The following is a 14,681-nucleotide window of genomic DNA, read 5'->3' on the forward strand; positions in this document are numbered from 1 at the left end:
GTCACGGGGCCCGGGGTCAGTCGACCGAGACGAGGTCGCAGACGAAGATGAGCGTCTCGTTCGGCCCGATCGCGGAGCCGGCGCCGCGGGCGCCGTAGCCCAGGTGCGGCGGGATCTCGAGGCGGCGGCGGCCGCCGACCTTCATGCCGAGCAGGCCCTGGTCCCAGCCGGCGATGACCTGGCCGACGCCGACGGTCAGGGGCAGCGGGGTGCCGCGGTTCCACGAGGCGTCGAACTCCTCGCCGGTGGACCAGGCCACGCCCACGTAGTGGACCTGCACGCGGGAGCCGGCCTCGACGGCCGGGCCGGAGCCCTCGATCAGGTCCTCCACCACGAGCTCGGTGGGCGGGGTCTCGCCCGGGAAGTCGATCTCGGGCTTGGTGCGGTCGTAGTCGCGCTGTCCGAAGGACACGGTGCTCTCCTCTTGGGTTCTCGTGGACGGGGTCAGTTCGCCGACGGGGTCAGTTCGCCGACGGGGTGGCGGACGCCTGGGCGTCCAGGATGTCCACCACGAACAGCAGGGGCTCGTTCTCGCCGATGGCCGGCGGGCTGCCCTGCTCACCGTAGGCCTTCTCGGCCGGGATCGACAGGAGGACGCGCGAGCCCACCTTCTGGCCGGCCAGACCCTCCTTCCAGCCCTCGATGACCCGGTTGAGGGAGAACGTGATGGCCTGGCCCGTCTCCCAGGACGAGTCGAAGACCTCGCCGTCGGACCACGTCACGCCCTCGTACTGCACGGTCACGGTGTCGTCCGCGCCGACCTCGCGGCCCTCGCCCTCGATCAGGGGCTGGACCACCAGCTCCTGGGGCGCCTCGCCGTCGGGCTTCGCGATGCTCGGCCGGCCGCTCTGCTCGTCCACGGTGACGTCGGGCAGGCGCTCGTCCCGCTCGGTCACCTCCTCGCCCTCGGCCTGCTTCGGCAGGATGGCGTCGATCTTGTAGACGAACAGCTGGGCGGGCTGCGTCTGGGTGGAGGGGGAGGCGCTCGGCGACGCGCTCTCGGTCTGCGGGACGGGGACGTCGTACTCGGGGCTGTACGCGGCGACGATCGTGCCGGCACCGCTGCCCACCAGCATCTCGTGGATCTCCGGGTTCATGGACTTGAGCTGGTCGTCCACGGGCACGGCCTCCGGTTCGCCGCTGAAGTTCTCGGCGACCACCTCGCCGCTGGCCGGATCGACGACGGCGATCGACATCTTCAGGACGTCGCCCTCCTGCACCTGATCCCCCTCGCCGGCGGTCAGCACCCGCGTGGTGGGCTGGTCGGTGTCGATCTCCCCGTCGATCTCGACCGTCGGCGCCCCGCCGTCGCCCTCCGTGAAGGTGACACCCGTCAGGGCGTCCGGCTCCCCCTGGCCCTCGCCGACGGCCGCCCGCTCGGGGGCGGCCGACGTGGAGGCCGACGCGGTGTCGCTGTGGGGCTGGTCCGCGCCGTCGTCGCCGGTGGCGCAGGCGGTGGCCAGCACCAGGCCCGCGGCGCCGAGGGACAGCAGCGGCAGCAGGCGGCGACGGCGGCGGGCCGCCGGGGGCTGGGGGGTCTCGAACGAACTCATGCGTGTCACCCTAATGGCGCGTCCTGGACGTCCGCTGTCAGGCGATCCGCCCGAAAAGCCGGTCGACGGCGGCCGACGACGTGTCGAACGGGTCCTTCGTCACGATCGCGTGCAGCGGATGGTCGGTGAGCTTCAGGGTCGTCCAGTCGACGGCGTAGTCCAGGCCGCGCTCCCGGGCACGGGCCACGAAGTCCGCGCGCACACGGGCCCGGGTGGTGGGCGGGGCGGTCTCCACGGCGGACCGGGCGGCGTCCTCGGGCAGCAGGCGCGCGACGGCGCCGCGCCGCAGCAGCAGGCGGAACAGCCCCCGGTCGGGGTCGATGTCGTGGAAGGCCAGGTCCAGCTGGGCGAGACGGGGTGAGCCCCAGTCCAGGTCGTGGCGGGCCCGGTAGTCCTCCAGCAGGCGCAGCTTGATCGCCCAGTCGATGCGGTCCTCGATGCGGGACCGGTCACCGGTGCGGACGGCGTCGAGCACCTCGCCCCACAGGGTGAGGACCTCCCCCACCCGGTCGTGGTGGGCACCCTCCGCGGCGACGAAGGCGCGGGCCCGCTCGAGGTAGTGCTCCTGCAGCTCGAGCGCGGAGGCCTCCCCCTCGCGGAGCGCGATGCGGGCCGTGCCGGTGAGGTCGTGGGAGATCTGCCGCACCGCGCGGGTGGGGTGGGCGACGACGCGGTCCCCGAGCGGGAAGCCCGCCTCGATCATCCGCAGCAGCAGGTCGGTGGCGCCGAAGCGCAGCAGGTGGGTGTGCTCGGAGAGGTTCGTGTCCCCCACGATCACGTGGAGGCGTCGGTACTCGGAGGCGTCCGCGTGCGGCTCGTCCCGCGTGTTGATGATCGGCCGGGACCGCGTGGTGGAGGAGGACACGCCGTCCTGCACGAAGTCGGCGCGCTGGGAGAACGCGAAGTGGGCCGGGCCCTCGCCCTCGGGCCACGTGCCGGCGGGCACGACGCGGCCCGCGCCCACGAGGATCTGCCGGGAGACGAGGAACGGGACGAGCGCCTCGGTGAGCCGCCGGTACTCGGTGCGCCGGCGCAGCAGGTAGTTCTCGTGGGAGCCGTAGGAACTGCCCGAGGAGTCGGCGTTGTTGCGGTAGAGGTGGATCCGGCCGCCGACCCCGTCCGCGGCCATGCGCTCCTCGGCCTGGACCACGAGGTCGTGCAGCAGCAGGTCCCCCGCCCCGTCCGAGGCGATGAGCTCGTCGAGCGTCGAGCACTCGGCGGTCGCGTACTCGGGGTGGGACCCGACGTCGAGATAGAGCCGGGAGCCGTTGGCCACGAACACGTTCGAGGACCTCCCCCACTCGACGACGGGCCGGAAGAGATAGCGGACGACCTCTTCGGGGCTCAGCGGGCGCCCCTGCGGGTTCCAGTGCTGGACGCCGTACTCCGTCTCCAGCCCGAAGATCCGGCGGGCGCGGTCCGCGTCGGTCACTGGCCGCCCTTCTGGACGAAGCCCTTGACGAACTCCTCGGCGTTGGACTCCAGCACCGAGTCGATCTCGTCCAGCAGGCTGTCCAGGCCCTGGTCCTGGGCCGCGGGCTTCACGTGCGCCTGGCCCGCCGCGGCGCCGGTCTCGTCGTCGCCGCCGGACGGGCGTGGGCGGATCTGCTCCTGGGACATGGTGGCCTCCTCGTGCGTCGACGCGGGTCGGTGTGCTCCGTCCGCGTCCACCCATCCTGCCCCACGCGCGGGCCACGTTTCAGCCCCACGTCCCCGGGTTGCCCCACGCTGGCAGGATGGGGGCATGCGCCTGTGGACCCTTCATCCCCGCCACCTCGACCGCCAGGGCCTGACGGGCGCCTGGCGCGAGGCCCTGCTCGCGCAGGCCGTCCTGGCCGGCCGCACGCGCGGATATCGGGACCACCCGCAGCTGCTGAGGTTCCGGGAGCACCCGGACCCGTCCGGCGCCGTCGGTGCGTTCCTCTCCGGCCTCGAGGCCGAGGCCACGGCGCGCGGCTATCGCTTCGACCACTCCCGGATCGACCGGCCGTGCCCCGCCCCCGACGGCGCCGTGCGCATCCCGCCCGCCGGTCTCGCACCGATCCCGGCCACCACGGGCCAGCGCGACCTGGAGTGGCGTCACCTGTGCGCCAAGCTGGCCGCGCGCAGCCCCGCCTGGCTCGAACAGTGGTCGGACACGCCCGTCCCCGACGTGCACCCGCTGTTCACGATCGTCCCGGGGCCGGTCGCGTCCTGGGAGCGCGCCTGAGGGCGGGCCGCGGTCGGGCCCGGTCTGGCACCGTGGGGGCATGATCCGCGACGAGAGCATCGAGAGCTATCTGGGCCGCCTCGCCTCCGGCGAGCCCACCCCCGGTGGCGGCGCGACGGGCGCGCTCGCGGTCGCCGAGGGCGCCGGACTGCTGGCCATGGCGGCCCGGTTCAGCGCAGCCGAGGAGGACGCCCGGGCATCGGAGGGCCTGATCGCGGCGTGCCTCGGCCTCGCCGACGGCGACGAGCGGGGCTTCGGCGCCGTGGCCGAGGCGTTCGGGCTGCCCCGCGACACCCCGGAGGACCGGGCCCGGCGCTCGGCCGCGATCCAGGCCGCCCTGGCCGAGGCCGTCCGGCCACCCCGCGGGATCGTCGATGCCGCCGCGCGTGCACTGGACCTGGCCGAGCGTGTGCTGGACGCGGCGAACCCGAACGTGCTCTCCGACGTCGGTGCGGCGCTCGGCTGCGTCCGGGGCGGCCTCACCGCCGCCGCGGTGACCCTCGAGACCAACCTGGGCCCCCTCCGCGACGAGGGCCTGGAGGGCATCGTGCGCACCGACGTCGACCGGGCGGACCGTCTCGTCGCGCGGGCGGACGCCCTGCTGGGCCGCGTGCGCGCGGCCGTCACGGGCTGAGCGCCCGCCCCCGCCTCAGGCCCGTGCGCCGAACAGCGGCGCCAGCGTGGCCACGAGCGCCTCGTCGTCGGGCCGGGGCGCGGCGGCGTCCTCCCACCAGCCGGGCAGGTCCACGGCGGCGCCGACCAGCGGCTCGGCCAGGTGCAGCCGGTGCACCCGCTCCCCCGCCCCGCGCAGCAGCAGCGTCTCCCACGCGGCGCCGGCCACGCGGTCACCGTGGCGGCCCACGAGGTTGCCGCGGGTCCACGCGCGGGTGGCCCGCGGCGGCGTGGCGACGGCGGCACGGATCTCCGCCTCATCGGCGAGCGTCCGGAGGGCGCCGGCGGCCACGAGGCGGCGGTGCAGGGAGCGGGCCGGGCGGAGGTCGGCGTACTGCAGGTCCACCATCGCGAGGCGGGGGTCGGTCCAGTCCGCGCCCGTGCGGGCCCGCAGGCCCTCGAGGACGCGCAGCTTGGCCGCCCAGTCGGCGCGGTCGCTCAGGGACAGCGGATCCGCGGTGGCGTCGTCGAGGTCGACGGCCCAGGCGTCCAGCACTTCGCGCGTCTGCGGATCCGCCGCCCCGAAGGCGGCGCAGTGGGCGCGGGCCGCGTCCAGGTAGGACCGCAGGATCTGCAGCCCGGTCCAGTGCCGGCGCACGGGGCCGTCCGCGGTGCGTTCGAGCAGGGGCACCGTGGCCCGCAGGCCCGGGTCGTGGCTGATCGTCTGCAACGCGGCCACCGGGTCGTCCAGGGTGAGCCGGGGCGCCGTCCCGGCCTCGGCCATCGCGAGGACGAGCGCGGTCATGCCCATCCGCAGCCACGTGGCGTGCTGGCTCAGCGTCGCGTCGCCGATGATCACGTGGAGTCGGCGGTAGGCCTCGGGGCGGGCGTGCGGCTCGTCCCGCGTGTTGACGATCGGCCGGTGGATCGTGGTCTCCAGGCCCACGGGCTCCTCGAAGTAGTCGGCCCGCTGGGACAGCTGGAAGCCCGGCCGCTCCCCCGCCGGGCCGAGTCCCACGCGGCCCGCGCCCACGAGCACCTGCCGCGCCGCGAAGAACGGCAGCAGGACGGCGGTGAGCTCCTCGAAGTCGAGGGACCGGGCCACGAGGTAGTTCTCGTGCGCGCCGTAGGACTGGCCCTTGCCGTCCACGTTGTTCTTGTAGACCAGCACCTCCGGGGCGCCCTCGGCCTGGCCGATGTGCTCGGCCGCCGCCTGGGCGACCAGGTCCCCGGCGGCGTCCCACACCATGGCGTCCCGCGGGGTGGTCGTCTCCGGCGACGAGTACTCTGGGTGGGCGTGGTCCACGTACCAGCGCGCGCCGTTGGCCAGCACGGTGGACAGCAGCAGGTGCACGGGCTCCCCGTCCGGGCCCACGAGCGCCTCGTCGGTCAGCTGCGAGGGGTGCGCCGCCGAACGCGGCAGCCGCCAGCCGCGGGCGTCCACGAGCGGCGACTCCCCCGTGTAGTCCCACTCCGTGCCGGCCACCGCCGAGCCGGACCGGGTCGCCAGGTCCGCGTACGCGTTCACGAGCTCGACCGAGAGCACGCTGTGGTGCGCCCCCGGGTTGGCCGGCGCGTGGATGCCGAACTCGGTCTCCGTGCCCATCACCCGGTGCACGCCCCAGCCGGCGGCGTCCCGCCCGTTCGGGGGAACGGCCGCGCCGTGGAAAAGCCGGCGCTGGCCCTCGAAGGCGGGGGTCGGGCCGACGTCGACGGCCCGGGCGAAGCCGTCCGCGGCCCCGCGGCCGAACGCGCTCATGCCTCGACCCCCCGGACCATGCGCAGCGAGCGCAGCCGAGGACCGCGCCAGCCGGAGGTGCGCGCCCACTCGGCGGGCGCGACCGTGGCCAGGAGATCCGTCTGGTCCTCCAGCACCGCGGCCACGGCCTCGCGCAGGTGGCCCTCGCGGACGCCGAGCGCGGCCGGGGCCTGGCCGGCGGCCAGGTAGTCGCGCACCGCGTGCCGCTTGGCGCGGTCCACGACGTCGGCCACCACGGCGCCCGAGACGAGGTCGGCCAGGTGCAGGGCGTGGGTCGTGCCGGACACGTCCGTCAGCTCCGCCAGCGCGGTGTCCGCGCCGCGGTCGTAGAGGGCGGCGACCGTCCGGGCGATGAGCGTCGCGCGGGCCGCGTCCGCGGAGCCGGCCGCGACGACGTCGTCGGCGTGCAGGGGCACGTCTACGGTGAGGTGCTTGGCCATGATCTCCGCGGCGCCGTCGGCGTCGGGACGGTCCACGCGGATCTTCACGTCCAGTCGGCCGGGGCGGAGCACGGCCGGGTCGATCATGTCCTCGCGGTTGGAGGCGCCGATGACGATCACGTTCTCGAGGGCCTCGACGCCGTCGATCTCGGTGAGCAGCTGCGGGACGATCGTGGTCTCCACGTCCGAGGAGACGCCGGAGCCGCGCGTGCGGAACAGCGACTCCATCTCGTCGAAGAAGATGACCACGGGGAAGCCGGCGTCGGCCTTCTCGCGGGCCCGGTCGAAGATGACGCGGATCTGCCGCTCGGTCTCGCCCACGTACTTGTTCAGCAGCTCGGGTCCCTTGACGTTGAGGAAGAACGAGCGCTCGCCGTCCGCGCTGCGGGCCGAGAGGGCGTTGGCCACGGCCTTGGCGAGCATGGTCTTGCCGGTGCCGGGCGGGCCGTACAGCATGATCCCCTTGGGGGCGCGCAGGCCGTGCTCGCGGTAGACCTCGGGGTGCAGGAACGGGATCTCGACGGCCTCGCGGATCCGGTCGATCTGCGGGCCGAGGCCGCCGATGTCCTCGAATGTGACGTCCGGGACCTCTTCCAGCAGCACCTCGTCCACCTCGGACAGCTCGACCCGCCGCAGCGCCCATTCGACGCGGGCGTCCACGGTGACGGCGTCCCCGTGGCGCAGGTCGACGCCCTCCAGCGCGGGCGCGCGCCGCACCACGCGCTCCTCGTCCGCCGTGCCGGCCAGGACGAGGCCGCCGTCGGGCAGCGCCTCCTTGACGCGCAGCAGCTGACCCGACCCCGTGCCCGGGGCGACGCCGACGATCGAGCTGGACTCGTCCAGCAGCACCTGGGCGCCGGGGGTGAGGCGGGCGGCGTCGAGCAGCGGGGAGACCGTCACGCGCAGCCGCCGGCCGTTCTGCACGACGTCCGCTCCCCCGCGCACCACGGCGCCGGTCTCCACGCCCTCCTCGGGCTCGCGCGGGGCGTGGACGGCCTCGAGGGTGGCGAAGGTGAACGGCGGATGCGTGACGGCGTCCAGGTTCTCCTTGAGCGTCGTGATCTCGGCGCGCGTGGCCTCGAGCAGCTCGACCATGCGCCGGTTGTTGCGGGCGGCCGTCTGCGTCTGGGCCTCGGCGGCCCGACGGCGTTCGCTCAGGCCGGCGGCGTGCCGCTGGGCGGACTGCAGCTGGTGCCGCAGCCGTTCGGCCTCGGCCTGGGATTGCCGCAGCAGCTCCCGTGCCTCGGCGAGGCGCTGCTCGGCGTGCTCCGTGCCTGATTGCGCGTGGTGGTCCACCGGTGCTCCGTCCACTCAGTCCTGCTCCCCGGTCGGGGTCCTCCCACCGTACGCGTCCACGCCCTGCTCGGCGGCGCGTGACCGCGCGGCCATGAGGCGGGCCTCCTTCGCCGCCTTGCGCGCCTTCTTGTCTGTGATCGGCCGTTCGCCGAGGGCCTCGGGCGTCCACCGGGCCTCGTCGGCCGGCTGCCAGGCCTCGACGTCCTCGGCTCTGAACTCGGAGACCTTGGAGCGCTTCTTCAGGCGCAGCGCCTCCTCGCCCGAGGCCAGGCGGCGGGCCGTGAGGAGGAAGCCGGTGTGCGCGACCATGCGGTGGTCGGGGCGCACGGCGAGCCCGTCCAGGTGCCAGCCGCGCACGAGGGTCTCGTTGGCCTCGACCTGCGTGAAGCGGCCCGAGTCCCGGATGGCCTCGGCCACGCGGGAGAGCTGGGTGGCGGTGGCCACGTAGTTCAGCCACACACCGCCGGGGGCCAGGACCTCGGCGACGGCGTCGAGGCATTCCCAGGGGGCCAGCATGTCCAGGACCACCCGGTCCACGGAGCCCGGCTCGTGGACCTTGGGCATCTCCTCCTGCGCGTCGCCGAGGTGCACCGACCAGGCGGGGTGCTCGGCGCCGAAGAAGGCCTCCACATTGGCCCGGGCGACGTCCGCGAACTCCGGGCGGCGCTCGTAGGAGTGCAGGCGCCCGTGGTCGCCCACGGCGCGCAGCAGGGACATGGACAGGGCGCCGGAGCCCACGCCGGCCTCGACCACGACGGCGCCCGGGAAGATGTCCGCCTGCTGCACGATCTGCGCCGCGTCCTTCGGGTAGACCACCGTGGCGCCGCGGGGCATGGACAGGACGAAGTCGTTCAGCAGGGGGCGCAGCACCTGGTACGGCTGGCCGGCCGAGTTCTCGACCACGACGCCCTCGAAGCCGCCGATCAGGTCGTCGTGCCGCAGCACGCCCTGGTAGCTGTGGAACTCCCCGCCGGGCAGCAGGGTGATCGTGTTGAGGCGGCCCTTCGCGTCCTTGATCTGCACGCGCTGGCCGGCCCGCAGGGGGCCGCGGCGCGCGCTCACGCCGGTGGGTTCGGTCATGGGGGGCTCCTTCGGTTCAGGGACGCCGCGTCGCGTCGACGGCGGCGAGGATCGTCTCGCGGGGCACCACGGAGCGCACGAGGCCGTGCGCGTCGGTCAGCACCCACACGGGGGTCTGGGGGTCGGCCAGGCGGGCGGCCAGGTCGGGACCGGCGGCGGGGACGTCATCGCGGACGAGGACGGCCTCCGGGGCCAGCGCGACGGCGACCGCGGCCAGGGCGGTGGTCGTGCGGCGCGCCGGGGTGAGGCCCGCCGCGGCCGTGTGGTCCAGCACGCCGCGGGGCCGACCGGCCCCGTCCACGGCCACGACGGCGCGGCGGCCGCCGTCCGCCTGGGCCAGGGCCTCGGCGACGCTGAGGTGCTCGGGCAGGGCGATGGCGGGCGCCTCGACCTGCTCGAGCCGCAGGGCCTCCAGCCGGCGGCTCCAGCGCCCGTGGCGCACGGCGTCGTCCGCGCCCCGCCACAGGGTGAGGGCGACCCAGGCCACCAGGAGGACGACGAACAGGTCCGGCGCGCGGCCCGCGAGGGTCGGGGGGCCGAGCACCGCCGCGAGGACGCCCACCGCGACGACGCGCCCGGCCCAGCCGGCCGCCTCGACGCCACGGGCCCGGGAGCCGGTGGCGGCCCAGACGGCGGACTCGACCATGCGGCCGCCGTCGAGCGGGGTGCCCGGCAGCGCGTTGAACGCGGCCAGGAGGAGGTTGGCCCACACCGTGACCTCGAGCAGCAGGGCGGGAACGGACGGGCCGGGCACGGCGCGGGCCGCCAGATGGGCGAGGCCCGCGAGCACGAGGTTCGCGGCGGGGCCGGCCATCGCGGTGAGGACCGTGTCCAGCGGTCGAGCGGACGGGCTGCGGAACTGGGTGTGCCCGCCCCACAGGGTGAGCGCGATCTCCTCGGTGCGCTGGCCGAAGGCGCGGCCGGTGAGGGCGTGGGCGGCCTCGTGGACCAGGACGGAGAGGGCCAGGAGCACGGCGTACCCCAGGGCGACCCCGTAGGCGACGCTGCCGATCGCGGGCAGCGCGCGCTGGATCTGCGGGCCGAACGCGAGGGTGATGACCGCGGCGATCAGGAGCCAGGACCAGGACAGGCGCACCGGCGCGCCGGCGATCGTGCCCAGCCGGACGGAGGCGAGCCCGCTCATCCGGCCCCGTCCGCCCCGGGCCCGCGCGCGGCGGCGATCCGGCGGACCGCGGCGAGGTCGGCCGGCGTGCGGCCGGCGAGCGTCGTCCACTCGACGGTCGCGAGCCCTGCCGGCAGCGGCAGCACGCTGGGCACGCCGACCGTCGGCAGGCCCGCGGCCACGGCCGCGCCGACGCCCACCGGGGAGTCCTCGACCGCCACACAGTCGGCGGCCGTCAGCCCCGGTGTCCGCTCGGCCAGCAGCTGCAGGCCCAGCCGGTACGCCTCCGGGTCGGGCTTGCCCCGGGAGACCATGTCCCCCGAGACGACGACGTCCAGCGTGCCCGCCGGCGCCCGCTCGGCCAGCGCGCGGGCCAGCGGGGCATGGGACATCGTCACGAGGGCGCCCGGCACGCCGGCCTCGGCGAGCGCGACGAGCAGCTCCCGGGCGCCCGGCCGCCACGGCACCCCGCTGACGACCCCCTGGACGACCTCGTCCATCGTCAGGTCGATGATCCGCTGCACGGGCAGGTCCAGCCCGGCCTCCTGCAGACGGCGCGCTCCCTCGTCGAGGGGGCGTCCCACGAGGGAGGCGGCCAGGTCCTCCGACCAGGTGCCGCCGTGCTCGACCACCAGCCGACGCTGGACGGCGTTCCACAGGGGCTCGGTGTCCACGAGGGTGCCGTCCATGTCCCACAGGACGGCGCGCGGCAGGCGGCGGGCACGGTCGTCCGGAAGAGCAAGGTGGAGTGGCATGGAGTGCATCCTATCGAGCGCCGCCGCCGGGGTGTGCGGGGCGGGTCGCGGGCCGTGGCCCCGTCGTCGGGCCGTGTCTAGGCTGGCCGCCATGACCGACGCTACCTCCGAGGACCAGCCGGACGACGTCCTGGGCCCGCTGCGGACCCACCTGACGGCGACCGTGGACGAGCTCGAGGCCGGGCGGCGGGCCCCCACGGTCCTGTTGCTGGCCTTCGAGGGGTGGAACGACGCCGGGGAGGCCGCGACCGGGGCCCTGGGCGCGCTGCGGGAGCAGTGGGACGCGGCGGACGCGGGACGGGTGTGCGACGGCGAGTTCTACGACTACCAGGTCACTCGACCCCTGGTCCGGCGCGACGCCGACGGGCTGGGGACGCTGGACTGGCCGGCGGTCACCCTGCACGAGGCGCTCCTGGACCGTGAGGGTCGGCCCGTCGCGGGCGAGGCTGCCCCGCCGGACGGGGTGCGTGTGCTCCTCGCCGTCGGCGTGGAGCCGAACGTGCGGTGGCGCGCGTTCCTCGAGGAGCTGTTCACGGCGGCCGACGCGCGTGACGTGGACGCCGTCGTGACGCTGGGCGCGCTGCTGGCGGACGTGCCCCACACCCGGCCCCTGCGCGCCCGCCCGACCTCGCCGCTCGTGGACGTGCGGGTGGCCGTCGGCGCGGACCGTCCGGTCTACGAGGGGCCCACCGGGATCATCGGCGTCATCGCGGACGAGGCCGCGCGCCGCGGCCTGCCGAGCCTCTCGCTGTGGGGGACGGTGCCCCACTACGTGGCCCAGGCGCCCTCCCCCAAGACGCTGCTCGGGCTGGTCGAGGCGGTCGAGGACCTGCTGCACGTGAGCGTGTCCACGCGCGGGCTCGAGGACGACGCGAGGGCCTGGCAGCGCGGCGTGGACGAGCTGGCCGCCGAGGACCCCGACGTCGCCGCCTACGTCCGGCAGCTCGAGGAGGCCCAGGACACCCAGCAGCTGCCGGAGGCCTCGGGCGAGTCGATCGCGCGGGAGTTCGAGCGCTATCTGCGCGGGCGCGGCGGACGCTGACGCCCGGCCGCGCCCGGCGGGGTCAGCGCAGGCGCAGACCCAGCAGCGCCGCCACGACGTCGACCACCGGCAGCGGGTCGGCGGCGGCCTCGGCCAGGCCCGGCAGGGTGCCGGCCGCCCATGCGTCGAGGGCCTCCAGCGCGCGGGGGGCGTCGAGGTCGTCCGAGAGCGCCGCGTGCACCGCGTCCAGCACGGCGACGCCGGCGGCGGCATGCGGTCCGTCCAGGGCGGCGCGCCAACGGGCCACCCGCGCCTGGGCGTCGGCCAGCACCTGCTCGGACCACTCCCAGTCCGACCGGTAGTGGTGCGCGAGGATCGCCGCGCGGACGGCCACCGGCTCGACGCCCCGCGCCCGCAGGCGGGAGACGAGTTCGAGGTTGCCGAGGGACTTGGACATCTTCTCGCCGTCCAGGGCCACCATGCCGGTGTGCGCGTAGGTGTGCGCGAGCGGCAGGCCGTCGACGGCGGTGGCGTGCGCGGCGGAGAACTCGTGGTGCGGGAACCGCAGGTCGGAGCCGCCGCCCTGCACCGTGAACGGCGCCGGCAGGTGGGCCCGGGAGATCACGGAGCACTCGATGTGCCAGCCGGGCCGGCCGGAGCCGAGCGACCGCCCGTCCCAGGCAGGCTCGCCCTCGCGGTGCACGCGCCACAGCAGCGGGTCCAGCGGGTCGCGCTTGCCGGGGCGGTCGGGATCGCCTCCCCGCTCCGGGAACACCGCGGCCATCTCGTCCAGGCCCATCGCGGAGACCTGTCCGAGGCGCCAGTCGGTCGCGGACTGGGCCGCGCGGACGTCGAAGTAGACGTCCCCGTCGGGCTCGCCGTCGCCGCCCGGCACGCGGTAGGCCCGGCCCGCCGCCAGCATCGTCTCGACGGCGTCCACCACCAGGCCCACCGCCTCGGTCGCGCCGACGTAGTGGTCCGGGGCGAGCACCTCGAGGGCGGCCATGTCCGCACGGAACAGGTCGGTCTGCTCCTCGGCGAGCGCGCGCCAGTCGACGCCGGTCGCCTCGGCCCGCTCGAGCAGGGGGTCGTCCACGTCGGTCACGTTCTGGACGTAGGCGACCTCGAGACCGGCCGCGCGCCAGTAGCGGTGCAGCAGGTCGAAGGCCACATAGGTGCTCGCGTGGCCGAGATGCGTCGCGTCGTACGGGGTGATCCCGCAGACGTACAGCGAGGCGCGCTGCGCGTCGTTGCCCGGATGCCGAGTCCGTCCCGTGGCGGTGTCGTGCAGCCGCAGCCGGTCGGGGCGGCTCGGCACGGCGGGCGGGGCGGGGGTGCTCCAGGACTTCACGGGACTCCTCAGATCGGGGTGGTTCGGCGGTGCCGGGCCGCCATGCCCGGCGGCGGGAGCGGGCTCAGGCGCTGATGACGCCCGCGCCCAGCAGGGCGAACAGGACGCCGCCCAGGAGGATGCGGTACCAGACGAACGGCAGGTACGAGTTGGTGCTGATGAAGCGCATGAGCCAGGCGACGACCGCGTAGGCCACCACGAAGGCGATCGCGGTCGCGACCAGCGTCTCCCCCATGCCGTACGGGCCCTGCGTGCCGGGATCGGTGAGCGAGGTGTACAGCTTGTACAGGCCGGAGGCGAACACGGCGGGCACCGCCAGCAGGAACGCGTAGCGGGTGGCGGCGGGCCGGGTGTAGCCCATGGCCAGGCCGGCCGCGATGGTGCCGCCGGAGCGCGAGACGCCCGGGATCAGCGCGAGGGCCTGGGCCAGGCCGTAGAGGACGCCGTCCCGCACGGTGAGCTTCTCGAGCGGCTTGGTCTGACGGCCGAGCCGGTCCGCCAGGGCGAGCAGGACGCCGAACACGATGAGCATGGTCGCCGTGATCCACAGCGACCGGAACTCCGTGTCGATCCAGTCCTCCAGCAGCAGGCCCAGGACCGCGATCGGGATCGAGCCCACGATGATCAGCCAGCCCATGCGCGCATCGGGGTCCGAGTGCGGGATCCGCCCCGTGACCGCGGCGCACCACCGGCCGATGATGCGGGTGATGTCGCGCCAGAAGTAGATGAGGACCGCCAGCTCCGTGCCGAGCTGCGTGATGGCCGTGAAGGCCGCCCCCGGGTCGGTCGCGGAGGGCAGGAACTCGCCCACGATGCGGATGTGGGCGGAGGAGGAAATGGGCAGGAACTCCGTGAGGCCCTGCACCAGGCCCAGGATGATGGCTTCGATCCACGTCACGGAGGGTCACTGTACGCCACGGCCCCGGGTGGGAACCCGGGGCCGTGCGATCCGTCACGAGCAGGACGGTCAGTCGTCGTCGTCCTCGTCGTCGAAGAGGTCGAGCGGGGTGACCTCCTCGGTGTCCGCGTACAGGGCGTCCTCGTAGGCCTCGAAGGCGTCGGCCACGGCGAAGAAGGCGGCTTCGACGGCGGGGTCGTCCTCGCCCCGCTTGTTCTGCGCGGCCACGAGGTGTTCGTTCAGGGCGGTGGTGAGGGCCTCGAGGGCCATGCGGGCGTCAGAGCTCATGGGTGAACGGTAACCCGGTGGCCGGTGACGCGGCCAGGGGTGGGCCGTGCGGGACCGGCCGCCGGACCCGACGCCGTCTGCCAGGATGGGCGGGTGCGTGAACAGCTGATGTCCTCGACCCTCGACGCGATCTCCCGCGGACAGAAGTGGGAGTACCTGGTGATGACGGTCGCCGCCCACGAGTCCCTCGCCGACGCCCGGCGGCGCCTCGTGGAGCACGCGGAGTACGGCCAATGGGAGCTGCAGCGCTCCGTGCACTACCGTGACGGGGCGCGCCGCTACTGGATGCGCCGCCGGGTGATGCGCGTGGCCTCGACCCTGCAGACGGTCTGAGG

The 14,681-nt window shown here is 75.0% G+C and carries 16 protein-coding genes; 4 read left to right on the forward strand and 12 right to left on the reverse strand.

Annotation, left to right across the window (positions count from 1 at the left end; translation table 11 throughout):
- Window positions 1-16: 16 nt before the first annotated feature.
- From J1M41_RS09000 to J1M41_RS09015, 4 genes are read right to left on the reverse strand one after another with little or no spacing between them, the layout of a single operon-like run.
- On the reverse strand, window positions 17-412 hold the full coding sequence (locus J1M41_RS09000; protein ID WP_010078659.1) for an FKBP-type peptidyl-prolyl cis-trans isomerase: 396 nt from the start codon (window positions 410-412) through the stop codon (window positions 17-19).
- Between the two features lie 49 nt (window positions 413-461).
- A complete protein-coding gene (locus J1M41_RS09005) occupies window positions 462-1,553 on the reverse strand; it encodes an FKBP-type peptidyl-prolyl cis-trans isomerase (protein ID WP_134377180.1) in 1,092 nt (363 codons plus the stop codon).
- 37 nt (window positions 1,554-1,590) lie between these two features.
- On the reverse strand, window positions 1,591-2,985 hold the full coding sequence (pafA, locus tag J1M41_RS09010) for a Pup--protein ligase (RefSeq protein WP_206451606.1): 1,395 nt from the start codon (window positions 2,983-2,985) through the stop codon (window positions 1,591-1,593).
- Window positions 2,982-3,173, reverse strand: a complete 192-nt coding sequence (locus J1M41_RS09015; protein ID WP_017488237.1) for a ubiquitin-like protein Pup — start codon at window positions 3,171-3,173, stop codon at window positions 2,982-2,984. Before J1M41_RS09015 ends, pafA begins: the two co-directional genes overlap by 4 nt.
- Window positions 3,174-3,297: 124 nt before the next feature.
- On the opposite strand from J1M41_RS09015, the gene J1M41_RS09020 reads away from it, so the two are divergent.
- Window positions 3,298-3,762, forward strand: a complete 465-nt coding sequence (locus J1M41_RS09020; protein WP_036384792.1) for a pyrimidine dimer DNA glycosylase/endonuclease V — start codon at window positions 3,298-3,300, stop codon at window positions 3,760-3,762.
- A gap of 40 nt (window positions 3,763-3,802) precedes the next feature.
- Window positions 3,803-4,396 (forward strand): cyclodeaminase/cyclohydrolase family protein, encoded by a 594-nt coding sequence (locus J1M41_RS09025; RefSeq protein ID WP_036384793.1) that lies wholly within the window; start codon window positions 3,803-3,805, stop codon window positions 4,394-4,396.
- Between the two features lie 15 nt (window positions 4,397-4,411).
- On the opposite strand, the gene dop is transcribed toward J1M41_RS09025, so the two are convergent.
- The 5 genes from dop to J1M41_RS09050 are packed head-to-tail and all read right to left on the reverse strand — an operon-like array spanning window position 4,412 to window position 10,827.
- Window positions 4,412-6,133 carry a depupylase/deamidase Dop gene (gene dop, locus J1M41_RS09030; RefSeq protein ID WP_041103801.1) on the reverse strand — a complete coding sequence of 574 codons (1,722 nt, stop codon included), beginning with the start codon at window positions 6,131-6,133 and terminating at the stop codon, window positions 4,412-4,414.
- Window positions 6,130-7,884, reverse strand: coding sequence for a proteasome ATPase (arc, locus tag J1M41_RS09035; protein WP_098092775.1), 1,755 nt, complete (start codon window positions 7,882-7,884; stop codon window positions 6,130-6,132). Before arc ends, dop begins: the two co-directional genes overlap by 4 nt.
- Window positions 7,885-8,949 (reverse strand): tRNA (adenine-N1)-methyltransferase, encoded by a 1,065-nt coding sequence (locus J1M41_RS09040; protein WP_020627227.1) that lies wholly within the window; start codon window positions 8,947-8,949, stop codon window positions 7,885-7,887.
- Window positions 8,950-8,965: 16 nt separating this feature from the next.
- On the reverse strand, window positions 8,966-10,093 hold the full coding sequence (locus tag J1M41_RS09045) for a site-2 protease family protein (RefSeq protein WP_206451607.1): 1,128 nt from the start codon (window positions 10,091-10,093) through the stop codon (window positions 8,966-8,968).
- Window positions 10,090-10,827, reverse strand: a complete 738-nt coding sequence (locus J1M41_RS09050) for an HAD family phosphatase (RefSeq protein WP_206451608.1) — start codon at window positions 10,825-10,827, stop codon at window positions 10,090-10,092. Before J1M41_RS09050 ends, J1M41_RS09045 begins: the two co-directional genes overlap by 4 nt.
- A gap of 91 nt (window positions 10,828-10,918) precedes the next feature.
- Between J1M41_RS09050 and J1M41_RS09055 the strand changes: the two genes are divergently transcribed.
- Window positions 10,919-11,869 carry a proteasome assembly chaperone family protein gene (locus tag J1M41_RS09055; RefSeq protein ID WP_036315178.1) on the forward strand — a complete coding sequence of 317 codons (951 nt, stop codon included), beginning with the start codon at window positions 10,919-10,921 and terminating at the stop codon, window positions 11,867-11,869.
- Between the two features lie 22 nt (window positions 11,870-11,891).
- Here the strand turns inward: J1M41_RS09055 and mshC are convergent, their stop codons facing one another.
- The 3 genes from mshC to J1M41_RS09070 all read right to left on the reverse strand — a co-directional run bounded on the left by mshC (window position 11,892) and on the right by J1M41_RS09070 (window position 14,346).
- A complete protein-coding gene (gene mshC / locus J1M41_RS09060; protein WP_036315180.1) occupies window positions 11,892-13,160 on the reverse strand; it encodes a cysteine--1-D-myo-inosityl 2-amino-2-deoxy-alpha-D-glucopyranoside ligase in 1,269 nt (422 codons plus the stop codon).
- Between the two features lie 64 nt (window positions 13,161-13,224).
- Window positions 13,225-14,058: an undecaprenyl-diphosphate phosphatase gene (locus J1M41_RS09065; RefSeq protein ID WP_206451609.1), complete on the reverse strand. Its 834-nt coding sequence runs from the start codon at window positions 14,056-14,058 to the stop codon at window positions 13,225-13,227.
- 69 nt (window positions 14,059-14,127) lie between these two features.
- Window positions 14,128-14,346: a hypothetical protein gene (locus J1M41_RS09070; protein WP_036315190.1), complete on the reverse strand. Its 219-nt coding sequence runs from the start codon at window positions 14,344-14,346 to the stop codon at window positions 14,128-14,130.
- A gap of 93 nt (window positions 14,347-14,439) precedes the next feature.
- On the opposite strand from J1M41_RS09070, the gene J1M41_RS09075 reads away from it, so the two are divergent.
- Complete coding sequence (locus tag J1M41_RS09075; protein WP_036384809.1) at window positions 14,440-14,679, forward strand: DUF5703 family protein; 240 nt, start codon at window positions 14,440-14,442, stop codon at window positions 14,677-14,679.
- Window positions 14,680-14,681 lie beyond the last annotated feature (2 nt).

This window comes from Micrococcus sp. KRD096, from assembly GCF_017168495.1.
GTDB classification, from domain to species: Bacteria; Actinomycetota; Actinomycetes; order Actinomycetales; family Micrococcaceae; genus Micrococcus; species Micrococcus luteus.

What these genes read in the sequence shown, in the direction of transcription:
- J1M41_RS09005 (WP_134377180.1), bottom strand. Translation starts at nt 1,553, where the DNA reads ATGAGTTCGTTCGAGACCCCCCAGCCCCCGGCGGCCCGCCGCCGTCGC.
- J1M41_RS09015 (WP_017488237.1), bottom strand. Translation starts at nt 3,173, where the DNA reads ATGTCCCAGGAGCAGATCCGCCCACGCCCGTCCGGCGGCGACGACGAG.
- J1M41_RS09020 (WP_036384792.1), top strand. Translation starts at nt 3,298, where the DNA reads ATGCGCCTGTGGACCCTTCATCCCCGCCACCTCGACCGCCAGGGCCTG.
- J1M41_RS09025 (WP_036384793.1), top strand. Translation starts at nt 3,803, where the DNA reads ATGATCCGCGACGAGAGCATCGAGAGCTATCTGGGCCGCCTCGCCTCC.
- dop (WP_041103801.1), bottom strand. Translation starts at nt 6,133, where the DNA reads ATGAGCGCGTTCGGCCGCGGGGCCGCGGACGGCTTCGCCCGGGCCGTC.
- J1M41_RS09040 (WP_020627227.1), bottom strand. Translation starts at nt 8,949, where the DNA reads ATGACCGAACCCACCGGCGTGAGCGCGCGCCGCGGCCCCCTGCGGGCC.
- J1M41_RS09045 (WP_206451607.1), bottom strand. Translation starts at nt 10,093, where the DNA reads ATGAGCGGGCTCGCCTCCGTCCGGCTGGGCACGATCGCCGGCGCGCCG.
- J1M41_RS09050 (WP_206451608.1), bottom strand. Translation starts at nt 10,827, where the DNA reads ATGCCACTCCACCTTGCTCTTCCGGACGACCGTGCCCGCCGCCTGCCG.
- J1M41_RS09055 (WP_036315178.1), top strand. Translation starts at nt 10,919, where the DNA reads ATGACCGACGCTACCTCCGAGGACCAGCCGGACGACGTCCTGGGCCCG.
- J1M41_RS09070 (WP_036315190.1), bottom strand. Translation starts at nt 14,346, where the DNA reads ATGAGCTCTGACGCCCGCATGGCCCTCGAGGCCCTCACCACCGCCCTG.